Annotated in this window: 21 protein-coding genes and 1 riboswitch; of the genes, 18 read left to right on the top strand and 3 right to left on the bottom strand. The window is 55.5% G+C overall.

Annotation, left to right across the window (positions count from 1 at the left end; all coding sequences use genetic code 11):
* The first annotated feature begins 67 nt into the window (after positions 1–67).
* A complete protein-coding gene (locus ACR1UW_RS16055) occupies positions 68–1,348 on the top strand; it encodes an IS110 family RNA-guided transposase (protein WP_289651169.1) in 1,281 nt (426 codons plus the stop codon).
* A 428-nt stretch (positions 1,349–1,776) separates the two neighbouring features.
* Here the strand turns inward: ACR1UW_RS16055 and ACR1UW_RS16050 are convergent, their stop codons facing one another.
* Positions 1,777–2,112, bottom strand: a complete 336-nt coding sequence (locus ACR1UW_RS16050) for a spore coat protein (RefSeq protein ID WP_033010359.1) — start codon at positions 2,110–2,112, stop codon at positions 1,777–1,779.
* A 15-nt stretch (positions 2,113–2,127) separates the two neighbouring features.
* Positions 2,128–2,385 (bottom strand): hypothetical protein, encoded by a 258-nt coding sequence (locus ACR1UW_RS16045; protein WP_033010361.1) that lies wholly within the window; start codon positions 2,383–2,385, stop codon positions 2,128–2,130.
* A 164-nt stretch (positions 2,386–2,549) separates the two neighbouring features.
* Between ACR1UW_RS16045 and ACR1UW_RS16040 the strand changes: the two genes are divergently transcribed.
* The gene (locus ACR1UW_RS16040; RefSeq protein WP_033010362.1) at positions 2,550–3,467 is read left to right on the top strand and encodes a proline dehydrogenase family protein; all 918 of its coding nucleotides are present in this window, start codon (positions 2,550–2,552) and stop codon (positions 3,465–3,467) included.
* Between the two features lie 62 nt (positions 3,468–3,529).
* On the opposite strand, the gene ACR1UW_RS16035 is transcribed toward ACR1UW_RS16040, so the two are convergent.
* Positions 3,530–3,679: a YuzL family protein gene (locus ACR1UW_RS16035; protein ID WP_011232479.1), complete on the bottom strand. Its 150-nt coding sequence runs from the start codon at positions 3,677–3,679 to the stop codon at positions 3,530–3,532.
* 184 nt (positions 3,680–3,863) lie between these two features.
* On the opposite strand from ACR1UW_RS16035, the gene ACR1UW_RS16030 reads away from it, so the two are divergent.
* The 16 genes from ACR1UW_RS16030 to sufU all read left to right on the top strand — a co-directional run bounded on the left by ACR1UW_RS16030 (position 3,864) and on the right by sufU (position 18,921).
* Positions 3,864–6,251 (top strand): 3-hydroxyacyl-CoA dehydrogenase/enoyl-CoA hydratase family protein, encoded by a 2,388-nt coding sequence (locus ACR1UW_RS16030; protein ID WP_498934073.1) that lies wholly within the window; start codon positions 3,864–3,866, stop codon positions 6,249–6,251.
* Between the two features lie 28 nt (positions 6,252–6,279).
* Positions 6,280–7,455 carry an acetyl-CoA C-acetyltransferase gene (locus ACR1UW_RS16025; RefSeq protein ID WP_050367772.1) on the top strand — a complete coding sequence of 392 codons (1,176 nt, stop codon included), beginning with the start codon at positions 6,280–6,282 and terminating at the stop codon, positions 7,453–7,455.
* Positions 7,456–7,687: 232 nt separating this feature from the next.
* Positions 7,688–9,472, top strand: coding sequence for an acyl-CoA dehydrogenase FadE (locus ACR1UW_RS16020; protein WP_033010365.1), 1,785 nt, complete (start codon positions 7,688–7,690; stop codon positions 9,470–9,472).
* A 79-nt stretch (positions 9,473–9,551) separates the two neighbouring features.
* Positions 9,552–9,929 carry an arsenate reductase family protein gene (locus tag ACR1UW_RS16015; RefSeq protein WP_429880294.1) on the top strand — a complete coding sequence of 126 codons (378 nt, stop codon included), beginning with the start codon at positions 9,552–9,554 and terminating at the stop codon, positions 9,927–9,929.
* 93 nt (positions 9,930–10,022) lie between these two features.
* Complete coding sequence (gcvH, locus tag ACR1UW_RS16010) at positions 10,023–10,406, top strand: glycine cleavage system protein GcvH (protein ID WP_033016348.1); 384 nt, start codon at positions 10,023–10,025, stop codon at positions 10,404–10,406.
* Positions 10,407–10,480: 74 nt separating this feature from the next.
* On the top strand, positions 10,481–10,717 hold the full coding sequence (locus ACR1UW_RS16005; RefSeq protein ID WP_429880295.1) for a YusG family protein: 237 nt from the start codon (positions 10,481–10,483) through the stop codon (positions 10,715–10,717).
* A 76-nt stretch (positions 10,718–10,793) separates the two neighbouring features.
* Complete coding sequence (locus ACR1UW_RS16000) at positions 10,794–11,153, top strand: toprim domain-containing protein (protein WP_429880296.1); 360 nt, start codon at positions 10,794–10,796, stop codon at positions 11,151–11,153.
* Positions 11,150–11,464 carry a thioredoxin family protein gene (locus ACR1UW_RS15995; protein ID WP_094239171.1) on the top strand — a complete coding sequence of 105 codons (315 nt, stop codon included), beginning with the start codon at positions 11,150–11,152 and terminating at the stop codon, positions 11,462–11,464. Before ACR1UW_RS16000 ends, ACR1UW_RS15995 begins: the two co-directional genes overlap by 4 nt.
* 153 nt (positions 11,465–11,617) lie before the next feature.
* A complete protein-coding gene (locus ACR1UW_RS15990) occupies positions 11,618–11,962 on the top strand; it encodes a sterol-binding protein (RefSeq protein WP_498934069.1) in 345 nt (114 codons plus the stop codon).
* Between the two features lie 73 nt (positions 11,963–12,035).
* A riboswitch (SAM riboswitch) is annotated at positions 12,036–12,145 on the top strand.
* Positions 12,146–12,237: 92 nt separating this feature from the next.
* Complete coding sequence (locus tag ACR1UW_RS15985) at positions 12,238–13,266, top strand: methionine ABC transporter ATP-binding protein (RefSeq protein ID WP_063329821.1); 1,029 nt, start codon at positions 12,238–12,240, stop codon at positions 13,264–13,266.
* Positions 13,256–13,924 (top strand): methionine ABC transporter permease, encoded by a 669-nt coding sequence (locus ACR1UW_RS15980; protein WP_020961126.1) that lies wholly within the window; start codon positions 13,256–13,258, stop codon positions 13,922–13,924. The genes ACR1UW_RS15985 and ACR1UW_RS15980 overlap by 11 nt, the downstream gene beginning before the upstream one ends.
* Before the next feature lie 14 nt (positions 13,925–13,938).
* Complete coding sequence (locus ACR1UW_RS15975; RefSeq protein WP_498934066.1) at positions 13,939–14,793, top strand: MetQ/NlpA family ABC transporter substrate-binding protein; 855 nt, start codon at positions 13,939–13,941, stop codon at positions 14,791–14,793.
* Positions 14,794–15,172: 379 nt separating this feature from the next.
* Positions 15,173–15,952: a Fe-S cluster assembly ATPase SufC gene (sufC, locus tag ACR1UW_RS15970; RefSeq protein ID WP_011232465.1), complete on the top strand. Its 780-nt coding sequence runs from the start codon at positions 15,173–15,175 to the stop codon at positions 15,950–15,952.
* Positions 15,953–15,969: 17 nt separating this feature from the next.
* Complete coding sequence (gene sufD, locus ACR1UW_RS15965; RefSeq protein ID WP_063193246.1) at positions 15,970–17,280, top strand: Fe-S cluster assembly protein SufD; 1,311 nt, start codon at positions 15,970–15,972, stop codon at positions 17,278–17,280.
* Positions 17,277–18,497 carry a cysteine desulfurase gene (locus ACR1UW_RS15960; RefSeq protein WP_061580700.1) on the top strand — a complete coding sequence of 407 codons (1,221 nt, stop codon included), beginning with the start codon at positions 17,277–17,279 and terminating at the stop codon, positions 18,495–18,497. The genes sufD and ACR1UW_RS15960 overlap by 4 nt, the downstream gene beginning before the upstream one ends.
* Entirely contained in the window at positions 18,487–18,921 is a 435-nt protein-coding gene (sufU, locus tag ACR1UW_RS15955; protein ID WP_015375744.1) for a Fe-S cluster assembly sulfur transfer protein SufU, read from the top strand. Before ACR1UW_RS15960 ends, sufU begins: the two co-directional genes overlap by 11 nt.
* Positions 18,922–18,926 lie beyond the last annotated feature (5 nt).

Genomic DNA, 18,926 nt, shown 5'->3' with positions numbered 1-18,926 from the left:
AAAAGCCCTCTTGGTATGATGCAGGGGTGTCAAACAATACCTACCATCATGCCAAGGAGGACTTCAGATGAATTGTACACAAAACTATAAAATTGATCAAGTTACGGAACAAACGCTTGTCGTGGGCATCGATATCGCGAAACGAACCCACTACGCCTGCTTCGTGGATGACCGGGGGCGCGTGCTTCGCAAGTCGTTCCCGATCTTCCAGTCGAAAGAGGGGTTTCAGCAGCTGTATAAAGCGATTCAGGAGGCGATGCAAGCGTTTGGGAAGTCAGAGGTGATCGTCGCGGTGGAGCCGACCGGGCACTACTGGTTGAACCTGGCCTACTTCCTCGAGGAGCACGGGATCCCGTTGGTCATGGTCAACCCGGCGCATGTGTGCCGGTCGAAAGAACTCGATGACAACCTGCCGACGAAACACGACGCCAAAGACGCCCTGGTCATTGCCAGACTGGGGAAAGACGGACGATTCCTCGTCCCCCGGCTGCTGCACGAGATCGAAGCCGATTTGCGCGTGGGAAGCACGCTCAAAGAGAAGCTCCGCAAGGAACAGACGGCGGTGAAAAACGCGATCGTCCGCTGGACCGACCGATATTTTCCGGAGTTTTGGACGGTGTTTCGCGACCTGGGGAAAACGGCGCTTTCGGTGCTGGAGTGGACGCCGCTTCCGGCCGATATGGCCGGCCGATCCGCCGAGGAGCTCATCGAGGTGTACCGGCAAAGCGAAGGGCTGAAATGCCCGCAGAAGGCCAAAATTCAGGCGTTGATCAACGCCGCGAAGGACTCGATTGGGGTGACGGAAGGGACGACGATGGCCCGGTTTGAGATCGCCGCGCTCGTCCGCCGATACCGCCAATTGGAGGCTGAGATCGCCGCGTTGGACGCCGAGTTGAAGGCATTGGTTCAAACGACGATGGAGTATCAATGGCTGAAAACGGTCGACGGGTTGGGAGACGCCACGATTATCGATCTGTTGGCGGAGATCGGCAGCTTCGCCCATTATCGGGACCCGCGCCAATTGGTGAAGTTGGCGGGCCTGACGCTCAAGGAGAACTCCTCCGGCCAGCGCAAAGGGCAAAAGCACATCTCCAAACGGGGACGGAAACGGCTGCGCTCGGTGCTGTTTCGGGCGGTGATTCCGCTGATCCGGCACAACGAGGCGTTTCGCGAGCTGCATGAATATTACACGACCCGCCCCGTCAACCCGCTGACCGGAAAGCAGTCCATCGTCGCATTATGCCGGAAGCTGTTGAATGTGCTGTTTGCGATTTGTACGAAGAAACAAGCCTTTGACGCGGAGCGAATGAAACAGGACGTCTTGTCCCAGGTGCAACGGGCGGCCTAAGGCCTCCCCCTGCGAACGGAAGAATCGTTGGACAACCAGATGACACCGGAGAAGCTGGCGTGATTTTATCCATTCGACCTTGAGTCCCCAAAGGAGCTTGGCCGGCCTCCGCCTGATGACGAGACCGAACGAGGGAATGTTGGCGCGAAGACGCCCGGAGACATGGGAGGGTTCGTCCTCATCAGCGACGCGGAGATCCAAAGGGTGCATCGAATACGCTTCCCCCCCACGGAAGGAAAATATAACCAGCCGTGGCCGCGAAGCGCACCCTAGGTCTGTAAGATATCCACAAAACTGAAAAAGGATGTAAGGGATTTTGTCGAAAAATATTTTTTGGACACCCCTGAGGGGCCGAAAAGCCTTGATAAATCAACATTTCTAGAGGGAGGATGTCCGCACGCGTGTAGGACATCCCCGGCTGCTTCCGTCTACTGCATGACATTCCCTTGATAAGGGAGCTGATTCGTATACCCTTGGAACTGCTGGTACATTTGCTGAAGCTTTTGCGGATCGGCGGCTTCAAGTTTGTACCAGCCTTTTTTGAACATCAAGTTATACAGTTCGCGCTGGCAGTTTTGTGTTTCTGTGAAAATGTTCATCATTTCTTGATATAACGGTTGGTTGCTCGCCTCATGCAAGTACACGCTGTATGCCGACGTCATGTATTTTTCTGTTGTCAACATGTCGTTCAAAAAATCGCGTTCGTTCATTTGCGGCGTTTTCGGCACTTGCGTCTCTGGATTTTGCACTTGTTTTTGGTTCATCGGGCGTCCCTCCTTTCACATCACCGGCGGCTGCGGCGGGTTTTGCAAATGGCGCAAAATCATGTTGTAATGGCGCTGGTGCATTTGTCCGGCGCGCTCGATCGCTTGCACCACCTCGGGGTCCCGGCATTGCGCGGCGAAAAAGTGCGCCTTTTTCGCCGCGAGCAAGTTCCACGACATCATATCGGAAAAATACATGGCGTCTTTTGATGACACCATTTGCGGCGGCTCGGGCATCGCGGTCTGCGGGTTCATTTGCGGTTGTTGCTGCATCGCGTTTCGCTCCTTTCATGGTTTGTTCGCTTGTAGATTGTGCAGTGAGTGGAAAATTATTCACATATAAAAGATAAACCGTGCGGAAAAAACATATTCAATCGGGCGGAAACATGGTACAATAAGGATTATGAATGCGTTTCCGTACAAGGGGGCTTGCAACAGTGGAACAGCTGATGCGCGACTTTTTTTTGTTCTTGTCCAAAAATAAGACGTTGACCCGGTTGGCGAAGCGATACGGCCTCCGCTTCGGCGCGTCAAGGTTTGTCGCCGGCGAAACGATCGAGGAAGCGGTGCATGTCATCCGCCGGCTGAACGAAAAAGGGCTGGCCGTGACGGTCGACTACTTGGGAGAGTTTGTCGATAACGAGCAAGAAGCGAACGAGATGGCGAACCATTGCCTAGAGGCGATCGACGCGATCAGCCGCGAGAAGCTGAATTCGCAACTGTCGCTGAAAATGACGTCGATGGGGCTTGACATTTCCGATGATCTTGTCATGCGCAACATGCGCCGCATTTTGGATGCGGCGAAAGAGCGCGGCGTGTTCGTGACAATCGACATGGAAGACTATTCACGCTGCCAAAAGACGCTCGACATTTTTAAAACGTTGAAAAAAGAGTACGATAACGTCGGAACGGTCCTGCAGGCGTATTTGTACCGGACGGAGCAAGACATTGAAGATCTGAAGCCGTACCGCCCGAACTTGCGGCTCGTCAAAGGGGCGTACAAAGAGCCGCCGGAAGTGGCGTTTCCAGACAAAAAAGATGTGGACGAAAACTTTAAAAAGATCATCAAGCAGCATATGCTAAACGGCAACTACACGGCGGTGGCGACGCATGACGACGCCATCATTGAATATACGAAGCAGCTCGTCAAGGAATACAATATCCCGAACAGTCAGTTTGAATTTCAAATGTTGTACGGCATTCGTCCGGAGCGCCAGGTCGAGCTGGCGCGCGAAGGGTATACGATGCGCGTGTACGTGCCGTACGGCACCGATTGGTACGGCTATTTTATGCGCCGGCTCGCCGAGCGCCCGGCCAACGTGGCGTTCGTCGTCAAAGGCATGTTCCGTAAGTGACGCTCATCGCCCGGCAGCGCGAAAGTCAAGCAGGCAAAAAGGGGACGGACGCCCTTAGGCGTTCAGTCCCCTTGCATGTTGTGCTTTTTGTACTGCTGATTTTGGCTCGTCCGCTTGCCGCCGCCGTCGGCTTCGACCGTCGGGCCGGCGTTTCCTTTCACGCTCGCCGCGCTGACGCCGCGTTCAGACGGATTTTTTTTCAGCCGGGCCATCGTCTTCACCTCCTGGTTGTTAGTATGGATTGAAAGAACGGCGGCGATGTGAAAAAAAATGTGCGCAAATATATTGCGAAAATTACCAACATACTATATATTGAATATAGAGAACGTTTTCACGGCTATTTTTTTCGCCGAAAAATGAATGATGATTCATTCAATGGTGTGAGGGGGAACCGAAATGGCAAAACGCATTCGGCGCGCTGCGGTGCTTGGGTCCGGCGTCATGGGTTCGGGCATTGCCGCCCATTTGGCGAACGTCGGCATTCCGACGCTGCTGTTGGATATCGTGCCGCGGGAATTGACGAAAGAGGAAGAAGCAAAAGGTTGGACGCTCGAGCATAAACAAGTGCGCAACCGCCTCGCCAATCAGGCGCTGGAGCGGATGAAAAAGCAAAAGCCGGCGCCGCTGATGGCTCAAGACAATCTGGCGCTCATTGAAACCGGCAACTTTGAAGACGATTTCCATCGGCTGGCGGATGTTGATTGGATCATTGAAGTCGTCGTCGAAAACTTGGATGTCAAACGAAGCGTTTTCGCCCGCGTTGACGAGGTGCGGACGCTGGGGACGATCGTCAGCTCGAACACATCCGGCATCTCGATCGCCGCGATGGCGGAGGGGCGTTCGGATGATTTCAAAAAACACTTTTTAGGCACGCATTTCTTCAATCCGCCGCGCTATTTGAAGCTGCTTGAAATCATCCCGACGGAGCATACCGATCCGGATGTGGTCGCCTATATGAAAACGTTCGCCGAAGACGTGCTCGGCAAAGGCGTCGTGATGGCGAAAGATACGCCGAACTTCATCGCCAACCGGATCGGCACGTATGGCTTGCTCGTCACTGTCCGCGAGATGATGCAAGGGGGCTACAGCGTCGGCGAGGTTGATTCGGTGACGGGGCCGCTCATCGGCCGGCCGAAAAGCGCGACGTTCCGCACGCTTGACGTCGTCGGACTCGATACGTTCGTGCATGTCGCCAACAATGTGTATGAAAACGTCGAAGGGGAAGAAAAAGAGGCGTTCCGCGTGCCGGAGTTTATGAACACGATGCTTGAAAACGGCTGGCTCGGCAGCAAATCTGGACAAGGGTTTTTCCTCAAGCAAGGAAAAGACATTCTCGAGCTGAACTACGTCACGATGCAATACGAGCCGCGCAAAAAGCTCGTCACCCCGGCGGTGGAAATGGCGAAGCAGGCGAAAGGAACGGCCGCCAAGTTGCAAACGCTCGTCTATGCGGACGGCGACCGCGCGGGAACGCTCCTTTGGAACATCATCGCACCGACGTTGCTGTACACCGCCCGCCTTGTCGGGGAGATCGCTGACGACATCGTGGCGATCGACCGGGCGATGAAGTGGGGGTTCGGCTGGGAGCAAGGCCCGTTTGAACTGTGGGATGCGATCGGCCTCGAGAAGTCGGTGCGGAAAATGCAGGCGGAAGGGCGCGATGTTCCGGCGTGGATTACGGACATGCTCGCCGACGGAGCCGCATCGTTCTATCAAACCGAAAACGGCCGGCTGTTCTATTATGCGCCGGGTGGGTATAAACCAGTAGAAGAAAGCGAAAAAGTCATCCACATCCGCCGGCTGAAGGAACAGCGGGGCGTCATCAAGAAAAACGCGGGTGCAAGCCTCATCGACCTCGGCGATGACGTGGCGCTTTTGGAGTTCCATTCGCCGAACAACGCAATCGGTGCGGACATCGTGTACATGATCAACGAGGCGCTTGAGGAAGTGAACCGCAATTACAAAGGGCTCGTCATCGGCAACCAAGGGAAAAACTTCTGCGTCGGCGCCAACTTGGCGATGATGCTGATGGAAGCGCAAGATGAAAACTTCTTTGAATTGGAGCTTGCCGTCCGCCAGTTCCAGCAAGCGCTCATGCGCGTCAAATATAACCCGAAACCGGTCGTTGTCGCGCCGTTTGCCATGACGTTAGGCGGCGGGGCGGAAGTGACGTTGGCGGCTTCGCGCATCCAGGCGGCGGCCGAGACGTACATCGGGCTCGTCGAAGTCGGCGTCGGCTTGATTCCGGGCGGCGGCGGCAACAAGGAGCTGTACATCAAACAGTTGAACAGCCTGCCAAGCGGCGCAGAAGTGGACTACGTCAAACTCGCTGCCAAGGTGTTTGAAACGATCGCCATGGCGAAAGTGTCGACGTCGGCGGCCGAGGCGCGCGCGCTCGGTTTCTTGGGCAGCCGCGACGGCATCACGATGAACGGCGACCATCTCTTGTATGAAGCGAAACAGGCGGTGCTCTCGATGTATGAGGAAGGGTATCGGCCACCTGTAAGGAAGAAAGTGCCGGTGGCCGGCGAAAGCGGCTATGCGGCCATGCTGCTTGGGGCGCAGTCGATGTTCCATTCCGGCTACATCAGCGAGCACGATTTGAAAATCGCGAAAAAATTGGCGTACGTCCTGGCCGGCGGAAAAGTGCCGTACGGAACGGAAGTCGACGAGCAATATTTGCTCGATCTCGAGCGCGAGGCGTTTTTGAGCCTCATCGGCGAGCCGAAGACGCAAGCGCGCATGCAGCATATGTTGGTGAAAGGAAAACCGCTCCGCAACTAAAGCGGGGGATTCAAGGGGGGAGACTGGCGTGAGAGAAGCGGTCATTGTCGCGGGAGCGCGCACACCGGTCGGCAAGGCGAAAAAAGGAACGCTCGCCCATACGCGGCCGGACGATTTGGGAGCGCTCGTTGTCAAGGAAACGTTGAAGCGTGCAGGGAACTATGATGGGAATATCGACGACTTAATTATCGGCTGCGCCATGCCCGAGGCGGAGCAAGGACTGAACATCGCCCGCAACATCGGGGCGCTCGCCGGGCTGCCGTACACGGTGCCGGCGATTACGATCAACCGGTATTGTTCGTCCGGCCTGCAGGCGATCGCCTATGCGGCCGAACGGGTCATGCTCGGCCATTCGGATACGGTCATTGCCGGCGGGGTTGAATCGATGAGCATGGTGCCAATGATGGGCCATGTCGTCCGCCCGAACGCCCGCCTGGCCGAAGAGGCGCCGGAATATTACATGTCGATGGGGCACACGGCCGAGCAAGTGGCGAAAAAATACGGCGTGAGCCGCGAAGATCAAGACGCGTTCGCGGTGCGCAGCCACCAGCGCGCCGCGAAGGCGATTGCCGAAGGGAAATTCAATGAAGAAATCGTGCCGGTCGAGGTGACGGTGCGCAAAGTAGAAGGCAACAAACTCGTTGAGGAGAAAGTTGTCTTTACACAAGATGAAGGCGTGCGCCCGGACACGAATATGGAAACGCTCGCGAAACTGCGCCCGGCGTTTGCCGCCAACGGCACGGTCACAGCCGGCAACGCGTCGCAAATGAGCGACGGGGCGGCGGCGGTCATGGTGATGGACCGTGAAAAAGCAGAGTCGCTCGGTTTAAGGCCGCTTGGCAAGTTCCGCTCGTTTGCCGTCGCCGGCGTGCCGCCGGAAGTGATGGGGATCGGCCCGGTCGCGGCGGTGCCGAAAGCGTTGAAGCTCGCCGGCCTTGAGCTGTCCGACATCGGCTTGATCGAGCTGAACGAAGCGTTCGCGTCCCAGTCGATTCAAGTCATTCGCGAGCTCGGGCTTGACGAAGAGATCGTCAACGTCAACGGCGGGGCGATTGCGCTCGGCCACCCGCTCGGCTGCACGGGCGCGAAGCTGACGTTGTCGTTGCTTCATGAAATGCGGCGCCGCAACGTCCAGTTCGGCATTGTGACGATGTGCATCGGCGGCGGCATGGGCGCAGCCGGCGTGTTTGAACTGCTGCCATAAGGAAGCCGGACGAGTTGGCCGTCGGACGGATCGGCCGCCCTAGGTCAAAGCGGTTCGGCTGCCGGTCCCAAGTCGGCAAGAGGGCCGAAACAAGGAGATGAATGCTGGATTAGAGAACTGACGAAAATCGCGCCCCGGCGCAGCCGCCAGGGCGCCTAGGCCAACACGATCAAAGGTTGCTGGGCGGATGCCGCCCGGATTATCCATCATTTTTCGGGGGAGGAAACGAACGATGGCGAAAACAATGGAAGAAGCGATCAAAGGCGGCAGCTTTTTAATCGAAGACATTCCGGCCGAGCGCGTCTTTACGCCGGAAGATTTCACCGACGAGCATCATATGATTGCCAAAACGACGGAAGAGTATGTTAACAATGAAGTGCTCCCGCAGCTGGAGCATTTGGAAAACCATGAGTTTGACCGCTCGGTGAAGCTGCTCCGCAAAGCGGGCGAACTCGGTTTGCTAAGCGCCGACATTCCGGAAGAATACGGCGGTTTGGGCTTGGATAAAGTGAGCTCGGCCATCATCGCAGAACAGATGGCGCCGGCCGGCGGCTTTGCGATTTCGCACGGGGCGCACGTCGGGATTGGCTCGCTGCCGATCGTCTTGTTCGGCACGGAAGAACAAAAGCAAAAATATTTGCCGCAGTTGGCGACCGGCGAAAAAATCGCCGCCTATGCCTTGACGGAGCCGGGATCGGGGTCGGACGCCCTCGGCGCGAAAACGACGGCGAAATTGAACGCGGAAGGAACGCATTACATTTTAAACGGCGAAAAGCAATGGATCACGAACTCCGGATTCGCCGATGTGTTCGTCGTCTACGCGAAAGTGGACGGCCAGCATTTCACAGCCTTTATCGTTGAGCGCGATTTCCCGGGCGTTTCGACCGGTCCGGAAGAAAAGAAAATGGGGATCAAAAGCTCGTCGACGCGGACGCTCATTTTGCAAGACGTGCCGGTGCCGAAAGAAAACGTCCTCGGTGAAATCGGCAAAGGCCACGTCATCGCCTTCAACATTTTAAACATCGGCCGCTACAAGCTCGGACTGGGCGCGGTCGGCGGCGCGAAACGGGCGCTCGAAATCACGCTCAAATACGCGAACCAACGCCAGCAGTTCAAACGCCCGATTTCGCAGTTTACGCTGACGCAAGAAAAATTTGCGACGATGGCGTCGCGTCTGTATGCGGCGGAAAGCTCGGTGTACCGCACGGTCGGCTTGTTCGATGAACGGATGGGCCTGCTCGATGGGGAAAAAGCGAAAGACGGCAAGGAAGTGGCGAAATCGATCGCCGAATACGCGATCGAGTGCTCGCTGAACAAGTTTTTCGCGACCGAGGTGCTCGATTACATCGTGGACGAAGGCGTGCAAATCCACGGCGGCTACGGCTTCATGCAGGAATACGAAATTGAGCGCGCCTACCGCGATTCGCGCATCAACCGCATTTTTGAAGGGACGAATGAAATCAACCGCCTGCTCGTGCCGGGCATGTATTTGAAAAAAGCGCTAAAAGGCGAGCTGCCGCTCTTCCAAAAAGCGCAGCAGCTGCAAGAAGAGCTGATGATGATGACGGCCGAAGAACCGGGAACGGGCGCGCTCGAACAAGAGAAATATTTGGTGCGCAACGCGAAAAAAATCGCCTTGATGGTCGCCGGGCTAGCGGCGCAAAAATTCGGTCCGAAAATTGAGGAAGAGCAAGAAGTGCTCGTGAACATCGCCGATATTGTCGCCAACATCTACGCCATGGAATCGGCGCTTCTCCGCACCGAAAAAGCGATTAATGCGGGCGGGGAAGAGAAACATAAACAAAAATTGCTCTATACGCAAATTTTCTGCCAAGAGGCGTTCAATGAAATTGAGGCGCATGCGAAAGAAACGCTTGTCGCCGTCGAACAAGGCGACACGCTGCGGATGATGCTCGCCGCTCTCCGCCGGTTGACGCGCCATACGCCGATCAATGTGATCGCGAAAAAACGCGAGGCGGCTGCCGCCCTCATTGAAGCGGAACGGTATATTGTGTGATAATGGGAAGTGCCAGGCGTTTGCCTGGTGCTTCTTTTTCCATGAATTCCAAGCCGTCGAATGAAAGGGAGGAATGCGGATGGCGCTGACGCTCTACTGGTATCCAAAATGCGGAACGTGCCGGAAGGCGAAGCGTTGGCTCGATGAACACGGCATTGAGGTGCAAACGGTGCATTTGGTCGACGAGCCGCTGACGAAAGAACAGCTCGCCGACTTGCATCGAAAAAGCGGGCTGCCGCTCAAAAAATTTTTCAATACAAGCGGCATGAAATACCGCGAACTCGGATTGAAAGACAAGCTCGATGGCGCCTCGGAAGACGAGATGCTCACGTGGCTCGCCTTGGACGGCATGCTCGTCAAGCGGCCGATTTTAACGGACGGCGAGCGGGTCGTGGTCGGATTCCGCGAACAAGACTACGAGTCGTTTTTCGCCGGGCGCGTTTCGACGGAAACATAAAAAATTTGGCCAAAATGAAATGAATTCAGTGAGTTTTGGCGAAAAATCGGTTATGATGAAAAAGAACACAACTTGCCGCACTGGAGGGATTTGATGAACACGCCAAAAGAACTCCGTTATTCGAAAGAGCATGAGTGGGTGCGCGTCGAAGGGGACAAAGTGCGCATCGGCATCACCGATTTCGCCCAATCGGAGCTGGGCGACATCGTCTTCGTCGAGCTGCCGGAAGTCGGCGCGGAACTGACGGCGAACGAGCCGTTCGGCAGCGTTGAGTCGGTGAAAACCGTCTCGGAATTGTATGCGCCGATCAGCGGCACGGTCGTCGAAGTGAACGAAGCGTTGAACGACAATCCGGAATATGTGAACGAATCGCCGTATGAAAAAGCATGGATGATCGTCATCGAGCCGAAAGACTTGAGCGAAGTGGACAACTTGTTGACGGCCGAACAATACGAAGCGATGATCAACGAAGGATAAACGTTCCTGCAAAGTTCGCTTCGAGCCGGGCACCCTATACATACCGGAATTTGATGAAAAAAGGGGTGCTCGCAATGGTGCTGCAAACGAAGCAACTGGATGTCACGGACCGGGTCACCGGCAAATGGAACGGCCGCACGATCGAGCTGTACGAGGAAGGCGAGCTCATCGGCCGCCTTCCGCTTCCGGCGGCCGTCGCGTGGAAAAACGGGTATAGCGAACAAAATGGAAGAATTTACAAGCAGGTCACCGCTACCGTTGAACCGGATCAAAAATATGTCGACTGCGACGGGGAGGCGGGCTGGTGTTAGGAAGCAACGGCGGATGGCCGTTGCTTTTCTGTTGCCATACAATATTGTATCCTCATTCACGTTAGGTGGGTCGGACATGCGACAAGCGGAAAAAGTGATTATTGTGGAAGGGCGGTCAGATAAGGAAAAAGTGGCGGCCGTGCTGAACGAGCCGGTTGTCATCATTTGCACGAACGGCACGATCAGCGATGCGCGCCTCGAGGAGCTGGCCGATGAACTCGAAGGGCGGGATGTGTACGTGCTCGCCGATGCCGACGAGGCGGGGGAAAAATTGCGCCGGCAGTTCCGCCGCGCGTTTCCGGAAGCGGGGCATATTTACATTGACCGGGCGTATCGCGAAGTGGCGGCCGCTCCGATCTGGCATTTGGCGCATGTGCTGCTGCGCGCCCATTTTGACGTCCGTATCGAATCGTTCATGAGAGGAAGAGGCGAGTGAACACAATCGGTCGAAACGATATTAAGCGAATGGTGGAAGGGGAGCCGCTTCTGGCTCTTTCGCTGTATACCCCGCTGTGCGGCACGTGCCAGTTGGCGAGGCGCATGCTTGTTGTCCTAGAACAATTGTTTCCGGACATACCGTTTTGCGAAACGGACATCAACTACATCCCCGAGCAGGCGGCGGCGTGGAAAATTGAAAGCGTTCCGTGCCTGCTTCTTTTCGCCGGCGGAGAGATCATCGGCAAATGGTATGCGTTCCATTCGGTCCCTTATTTGTACGAAGCGATCCGCGCCCGTTTGCCGCGCTGACGATCCGCCGTTTTTTGACGCCGTTTGACACATTTCTTGGGAAATGACAAAAACGGCGTTGGTTCGCCACGGCGGCTGTCGAGATTTTTGTAAAGGATTCTCCCCCCTCGGCATGGAAATAAAAGGACAAAGGAGATGGGGGGAGGATGCTCAATGGAAATGCGCGAGTTGGTAGGGCAGTTTATGGAACGGATGCAAACGTTGCGCCATTTGTTGCCGATTTTGCCGGATGAGCAGCTGTATGTCCGCTTTGAAAGCGAGGAAGAGACCGCCATGGTGGCGCTCGGCAAGGAGCCGGCCGCCGGAAGGGAACCCGATGAACGGAACGTCTTGACGGTGCGCGGCTCCAAAAAAGCGCTCTGCTCGCTTTTAGGCGGCGAGCTGAAGCTGCAGCAGCTCGTCCGGCTGCGCGAAGTGCATGTATCGGGAAGCTTTCGCCATCTGTTGCTGCTTGAGTCGCTCCTCCATTTGGCCAAGCCGTATCGGCATGTTGGGTGAAATTTTTATTGACAATGTTCGACACAAGGTGATACAATCACAGCTGTAATCAATCGAATAGGCGATTGTTGCGCTCTTATCAAGAGAGGTGGAGGGATGTGCCCAATGAAGCCCGGCAACCGTCAGCGCCTGCGCTGAAAAGGTGCCAATTCACACAAAGCGGCCTGCTTTGAGAGATAAGAGACGGAATGGTGCATCATACCTTTCTGTTCTCTGCGGGCAGAAAGGTTTTCTTTTTGCGCTCCGCCGCCTTGGGGAGGAAGGAAGGTGAAACGATGATTACACTCGAACATGTGACAAAAATCTATCAAGCGGCTAACGGCTCGGTCACGGCCGTCGACAATGTGTCGCTTGAGATTCGCGAAGGGGAAATTTTCGGCATTATCGGCTACAGCGGCGCGGGGAAAAGTACGCTCATCCGCTTGCTCAATGGGCTCGAGAAGCCGACGGGCGGCAAGGTGATCGTCGCCGGCCGCGACATGGGGCGCATCAAAGGGCGGGAGCTGCGCAAGGCGCGTCAAGAGATCGGGATGATTTTCCAACATTTCAACTTGCTTTGGTCGCGCACAGTGCGGGAAAACATTGCGTTTCCGCTCGAGATTGCGGGTGTTCCGAAAGCGGAGCGGCAAAAACGGGTCGATGAATTGATCGAGCTCGTCGGGCTCACGGGGCGGGAAGAGGCGTATCCGTCGCAGTTGAGCGGCGGGCAAAAGCAGCGTGTCGGCATTGCCCGGGCGCTCGCCAACAACCCGAAAGTGCTGCTTTGCGACGAGGCGACATCGGCGCTCGACCCGCAGACGACCGATGCGATTTTGGACCTGCTTGTCGACATCAACAAGCGGCTCGGGCTGACGATCGTGCTCATCACCCATGAGATGCACGTCATCCGCAAAATTTGCGACCGCGTCGCCGTGATGGAAAACGGCAAAATCGTTGAGCAGGGCGACGTGCTGCACGTGTTCCGCAACCCGCAGCAGCCGATCACGAAGCGGTTCGTCAAGCAGCTCGTCGAGCCGGAAGAGACGGAAGAGGCGATTTCCCATTTGTTTGGCCAATATCCGAGCGGGCTGATCGCGCAGCTGACGTTTGTCGGCGCGGCGGCCGGCCAGCCGCTCATCAGCCAGGTCGTGCGGCAATTTGCCGTCGATATGAATATTTTGCAAGGGAAAATTTCGCAAACCCATCAAGGCGCTTATGGGGTGCTGTTTGTGCACATCGATGGGGCGGCGGATGAAATTGCCCGGGCGCTTGACTACATTCAAAGCCAGCAGGTGGCGGTGGAGGTGATTCACGATGCTCGCTAACCTCCTGCCGAACGTCCAATGGGAGACAATGTGGGCGGCGACGGTCGAGACGCTGTATATGACGGGAGTGGCGGTGGCGGCCACTTTCGTCCTCGGAATCGTTCTTGGCTTGCTTCTATTTTTGACAGCGAAGGGCAACCTATGGGAAAACCGGTTTGTCAATACAGTGATTGCGGCGTTTGTGAACATTTTCCGCTCGATTCCGTTTATTATTTTGATCATTTTGCTCATTCCGTTTACCACCTGGCTTGTTGGGACGATGCTTGGCGCCAATGCGGCGCTGCCGGCTTTGGTCATTGGGGCCGCGCCGTTTTACGCCCGCATGGTGGAGATTGCCCTTCGCGAAATTGATAAAGGCGTCATCGAAGCAGCCCAAGCGATGGGCGCCTCAACGTGGACGATCATTTGGAAAGTGCTGCTGCCGGAATCGTTGCCGGCGCTCGTCTCCGGCATTACGGTGACGGCCGTGTCGCTCGTCAGCTATACGGCGATGGCTGGAGCCATCGGCGCCGGCGGGCTTGGGAACTTGGCGTATTTGGAAGGATTCCAGCGCAGCCATAACGATGTGACGTTTGTCGCGACCGTGTTGGTGCTCGTCATTGTCTTTGTCATTCAGTTGATCGGTGACGTTGTCACTTCCAAAATTGATAAACGATAAGGAGGAAGAAAACGATGAAAAAATGGCTCGGCGCCCTGTTCGCTGCTGTTCTTGTCTTCGCTTTGGCGGCGTGCGGCGGCAACGACAACAACAACGCGGCCGAGGGGGGCAAAGGCGGCGAATTGGTGAAACTGAAAGTCGGCGCGTCGAACGTGCCGCACGCGGAAATTTTGGAAAAAGCGAAACCGATTTTGAAGAAAAAAGGCATCGACTTGGAGATCATTACGTTCCAAGATTACATCTTGCCGAACAAAGCGTTGGCCGATAAAGAAATCGACGCCAACTACTTCCAGCACATTCCGTACTTGGAATCGCAAATGAAAGAACACGGCTATGATTTCGTCAACGCCGGCGGCATTCACATTGAGCCGATCGGCCTGTATTCCAAAAAATACAAAAGCATTGAAGAGCTGCCGGATGGCGCAACGATCATCATGAGCAACTCGGTCGCCGACCATGGCCGCATTTTGTCGATGCTGCAAGAAAAGGGGCTCATTAAGCTGAAACCGGGCGTCGACAAAACGAAAGCAACGGTCAACGACATCGTCGAAAACCCGAAACATTTGAAATTTAAAGCCGACGTCGACGCCGGGCTGCTGCCGCAAATTTACAAAAACGGCGAAGGCGATGCGGTTTTGATCAACGCCAACTATGCGCTTGACGCCGGCTTGGATCCGGCGAAAGACCCGATCGCCGTCGAATCGCCGAAAAACAATCCGTATGTGAACATTATTGCGGTGCGCAAAGGCGATGAAAACCGGAAAGAAATCAAAACGCTTGTCGAAGTGCTGCAATCGAAAGAAATCCAAGATTTCATCAAAGAAAAATACCACGGCGCCGTCATTCCAGCGGCGACAAACAATCAATAACGGAAGCGAATCGCTTCCGTTATTTTTTGCACAAAAAAGAGCCGCCCGAAAGTTCAAAACCGCTTTGGATGGAGAGACGCCGCGGCCGACCTGTTTCTCCGCTCTTCATCGGCCGTTCAAACGCGCCAGTACGGCGGCTCACTAGACTCCGGAAAAAACGGGGTCTTTTTTTTTGCAAAAACTCGTACAAGCTTGCGGTTTTCGTGTAAAATAAATAAAAGATGCGGTTTTTCACACGGCCATCGTGAAAAACAGAGCAGGGAAGTTGCAGGCAGTTTTCATTTGTTATAAAATTGTAATGAGAATAAAATGAGAATGAGCGATCGCTAGAAGACAAGCGAGCGAATTGACTCTCAATTGAGAATTGGAGGTATGCTGCATGGCGGTATTGACGATTCGCAATCTCCACGTCGCCGTGGAGGGAAAGGAAATTTTAAAAGGAGTGGACTTGGAAGTCAAAGGTGGGGAAATCCACGCCATCATGGGTCCGAACGGAACGGGGAAGTCGACGCTGGCATCGGCCATTATGGGCCATCCAAAATATGAAGTGACAGAAGGATCGGTGACGCTCGACGGCCAGGATGTCCTTGAGATGGAAGTCGACGAACGGGCGCGCGCCGGCCTGTTTTTGGCGATGCAATACCCAAGCGAAATCAGTGGAGTGACGAACGCCGACTTTTTGCGCGCGGCGATCAATGCCCGGCTTGGCGAAGGCAACGAAATTTCGCTCATGAAATTCATCCGCAAGCTCGATGAAAAAATGGCGTTTTTGGAAATGAATCCGGATATGGCGCACCGCTATTTGAATGAAGGATTCTCGGGCGGGGAGAAAAAGCGGAACGAAATTTTGCAGCTGATGATGCTTGAGCCGAAAATCGCCATTTTGGACGAGATCGACTCCGGCCTCGATATCGACGCGCTCAAAATCGTCGCCAAAGGCGTCAACGAAATGCGCAGCAGCGAGTTCGGCTGTTTGATCATCACCCACTACCAGCGGCTGCTCAACTACATCACCCCGGATTATGTGCATGTCATGATGCAAGGGCGCATCGTCAAGTCCGGCGGTCCGGAGCTGGCGCAGCGGCTTGAGGCGGAAGGGTACGACTGGATCAAAAAAGAACTCGGCATCGAAGACGAAACGGTCGGACAAGAAGCGTAAGCGTTAGGAGGAGGACTATGGCGACAGAAACGAAAATCCCATTCGATGAAACCTACATCCGCACGTTCTCAAGCGGACGCGGCGAACCGGGCTGGCTGACCGAGCGGCGCCTTGAGGCGCTTCGGTTGGCGGAGCGGCTGCCGCTTCCGAAACCGGAGAAAACGAAAATCGACAATTGGAACTTCACTGGCTTCTCACGCCATGCCGTTGACAGTGCGCCATATGCCGGCCTCGATGACTTGCCTGAAGCGGTCAAGGCGCTCATGCAAGCCGGCGAAGGAACGAAAAATTTGTACGTGCAGCGCAACCATACGCCGGCGTATGTGTCGCTGTCCGATGAGTTGAAGGAGAAGGGCGTCATTTTCACCGACATCTTCACCGCAGCGCGCGAGCATGGCGACTTGCTGAAAAACTATTTGATGACGGCGGTCAAGCCGGATGAGCACCGCCTTGCCGCGCTCCATGCGGCGCTGCTCAACGGCGGTGTGTTTGTCTATGTCCCGAAAAATGTGGAGATTGAAACGCCGCTTCAGGCGGTCTATATTCAAGACGAAGACGACATCGCCTTGTTTAACCATGTCATCGTCGTGGCGGAAGACAACAGCCGCGTCGTGTTTGTCGAAAATTATATATCAGCAAGCCGCGAAGGAAACGCGGTCGTTAATGTGGTCGCCGAGGTGTTTGCTCAAGCGAACGCAAGCGTCTTTTTCGCCGCTGTCGACCATTTGGCCAAAGGCACCACGACGTATGTCAATCGGCGCGGCATCGCGGGGCGCGATGGACGGATCGAATGGGCGCTCGGGCTGATGAATGACGGCAATACGGTCTCCGAGAACATCACCCGCCTTGTCGGCGACGGCTCGTTCGGCGATACGAAAACGGTCGCGGTCAGCCGCGGCGAGCAAGTGCAAAACTTTACGACGAGCGTCATCCATTACGGCAAGCATACAGAAGGGACAATTTTGAAGCACGGTGTTGTCCGCGACAGCGCGACCTCGATTTTCAACGGCATCGGCAAAATTGAGCACGGCGCGTCAAAATCGAACGCCGAGCAGGAGTCGCGCGTCTTGATGTTGAGCGAAAAAGCGCGCGGCGATGCGAACCCGATTTTGCTCATTGATGAAGACGACGTCATGGCGGGCCATGCGGCATCGGTGGGACGCGTCGATCCGATCCAATTGTATTACTTAATGAGCCGCGGCATTCCGAGACGCGACGCGGAACGGCTCATCATCCACGGCTTTTTGGCGCCGGTCGTCGAAGCAATTCCGATTGAAGGCGTGAAAAACCAATTAATTGAAGTGATTGAAAGGAAAGTTCAATCATGAATGTAAACGACATTCGCGCGTTGTTTCCAATTTTGCATCAGGATGTCAACGGCCATCCGCTCGTTTATTTCGACAGCGCGGCGACATCGCAAAAGCCGCTGCCGGTGATTGAGGCGCTTGACCGCTATTACCGCGAGTACAACTCGAACGTCCACCGCGGCGTCCATACGCTCGGGACGAAGGCGACCGATGCGTACGAAGGCGCGCGCGAAAAAGTGCGGCGGTTTTTAAACGCTCAATCGGCGCAGGAAATCATCTTTACGCGCGGCACGACCGCTGCGCTCAACTTGGTCGCTGCAAGCTACGGGCGCGCCAACGTCAAAGAAGGCGATGAGATCGTCATCACGTACATGGAGCATCACAGCAACTTGATTCCGTGGCAGCAGCTGGCGAAGCAAACGGGGGCGACGTTAAAATACATTCCAATGCAGGAAGACGGCACGATCGATCTGCGCGATGTCGAGGCGACCGTCACCGAAGCAGCGAAGATTGTCGCCATTGCTCATGTATCGAACGTGCTTGGGACGATCAACCCGGTGCGGGAGATCGCCCGCATCGCCCATGAGCGCGGCGCGGTCGTCGTCGTCGATGCGGCGCAAAGCGCTCCGCATATGAAGGTCGATGTTCAGGAACTTGATTGCGATTTTCTCGCCCTTTCCGGCCATAAAATGTGTGGGCCGACGGGAATCGGCGTATTATATGGCAAAAAGAAATGGCTTGAGCAGATGGAGCCGGTCGAGTTCGGCGGCGAAATGATCGATTTTGTCGAGCTGTACGACTCGACGTGGAAAGAGCTGCCGTGGAAGTTTGAAGGCGGCACGCCGATCATCGCCGGGGCGATTGGCCTTGGGGCGGCGATCGATTTCCTTGAACAAGTCGGCTTGGACGCCATCGCCGCCCATGAGCACGAGCTGGCGCAATACGCACTCGAACGGCTGGCTGGCATCGACGGCGTCACGGTATATGGCCCGAAAGAACGGGCGGGGCTTGTCACGTTCAACATCGACGGGGTGCATCCGCACGATGTGGCGACGGTTCTTGACGCCGAAGGGATCGCCATCCGCGCCGGCCACCATTGCGCCCAGCCGCTCATGAAATGGCTCGGCGTGACGGCGACCGCCCGGGCGAGCTTTTACCTTTACAATACGAAAGAGGAAATCGACCGGTTCATCGCCGCATTACAGAAAGCGAAGGAGTACTTCAGCCATGTCTTCTAACCATCCGTTGGATCAGCTTTACCGCCAAGTCATTATGGATCATTATAAAAACCCGCGCAACCGCGGGGTGCTTGAAGGAACGAACGTCGATGTCAACATGAACAACCCGACGTGCGGCGACCGCATCCACTTGACGATGAAAGTTGAAGACGGAAAAGTCGCCGACGTCAAATTTGAAGGGGAAGGCTGTTCGATTTCGATGTCGTCGGCGTCGATGATGACGCAGGCGATCAAAGGGAAAACGGTGGAAGAAGCGCTTCGGCTCGCCCACATTTTTTCCGACATGATCCAAGGGAAAGAGTACGACGATTCCGTCGACCTTGGCGACATCGAGGCGCTCCAAGGCGTTTCAAAATTTCCCGCCCGCATCAAATGCGCGACGCTCGCGTGGAAAGCGCTCGAAAAAGGACTGCATCACCACTAAGTCTA

It is taken from the genome of Geobacillus lituanicus, assembly GCF_050994965.1.
Taxonomy (GTDB): Bacteria; Bacillota; Bacilli; order Bacillales; family Anoxybacillaceae; genus Geobacillus; species Geobacillus stearothermophilus.
This window is presented reverse-complemented; position numbering and strand designations above follow the sequence as displayed.

Bases quoted from the DNA above. Each gene is read 5' to 3' on its own strand.
- ACR1UW_RS16045 (WP_033010361.1), bottom strand. From the start codon at position 2,385: ATGCAGCAACAACCGCAAATGAACCCGCAGACCGCGATGCCCGAGCCG.
- ACR1UW_RS16005 (WP_429880295.1), top strand. From the start codon at position 10,481: ATGGTGCTGCAAACGAAGCAACTGGATGTCACGGACCGGGTCACCGGC.
- ACR1UW_RS16055 (WP_289651169.1), top strand. From the start codon at position 68: ATGAATTGTACACAAAACTATAAAATTGATCAAGTTACGGAACAAACG.
- ACR1UW_RS15975 (WP_498934066.1), top strand. From the start codon at position 13,939: ATGAAAAAATGGCTCGGCGCCCTGTTCGCTGCTGTTCTTGTCTTCGCT.
- ACR1UW_RS15985 (WP_063329821.1), top strand. From the start codon at position 12,238: ATGATTACACTCGAACATGTGACAAAAATCTATCAAGCGGCTAACGGC.
- ACR1UW_RS16035 (WP_011232479.1), bottom strand. From the start codon at position 3,679: ATGGCCCGGCTGAAAAAAAATCCGTCTGAACGCGGCGTCAGCGCGGCG.
- sufC (WP_011232465.1), top strand. From the start codon at position 15,173: ATGGCGGTATTGACGATTCGCAATCTCCACGTCGCCGTGGAGGGAAAG.
- ACR1UW_RS16050 (WP_033010359.1), bottom strand. From the start codon at position 2,112: ATGAACCAAAAACAAGTGCAAAATCCAGAGACGCAAGTGCCGAAAACG.
- gcvH (WP_033016348.1), top strand. From the start codon at position 10,023: ATGAACACGCCAAAAGAACTCCGTTATTCGAAAGAGCATGAGTGGGTG.
- ACR1UW_RS15980 (WP_020961126.1), top strand. From the start codon at position 13,256: ATGCTCGCTAACCTCCTGCCGAACGTCCAATGGGAGACAATGTGGGCG.
- ACR1UW_RS16015 (WP_429880294.1), top strand. From the start codon at position 9,552: ATGGCGCTGACGCTCTACTGGTATCCAAAATGCGGAACGTGCCGGAAG.
- ACR1UW_RS16020 (WP_033010365.1), top strand. From the start codon at position 7,688: ATGGCGAAAACAATGGAAGAAGCGATCAAAGGCGGCAGCTTTTTAATC.
- ACR1UW_RS16000 (WP_429880296.1), top strand. From the start codon at position 10,794: ATGCGACAAGCGGAAAAAGTGATTATTGTGGAAGGGCGGTCAGATAAG.
- sufD (WP_063193246.1), top strand. From the start codon at position 15,970: ATGGCGACAGAAACGAAAATCCCATTCGATGAAACCTACATCCGCACG.
- ACR1UW_RS15990 (WP_498934069.1), top strand. From the start codon at position 11,618: ATGGAAATGCGCGAGTTGGTAGGGCAGTTTATGGAACGGATGCAAACG.
- sufU (WP_015375744.1), top strand. From the start codon at position 18,487: ATGTCTTCTAACCATCCGTTGGATCAGCTTTACCGCCAAGTCATTATG.
- ACR1UW_RS16030 (WP_498934073.1), top strand. From the start codon at position 3,864: ATGGCAAAACGCATTCGGCGCGCTGCGGTGCTTGGGTCCGGCGTCATG.
- ACR1UW_RS15960 (WP_061580700.1), top strand. From the start codon at position 17,277: ATGAATGTAAACGACATTCGCGCGTTGTTTCCAATTTTGCATCAGGAT.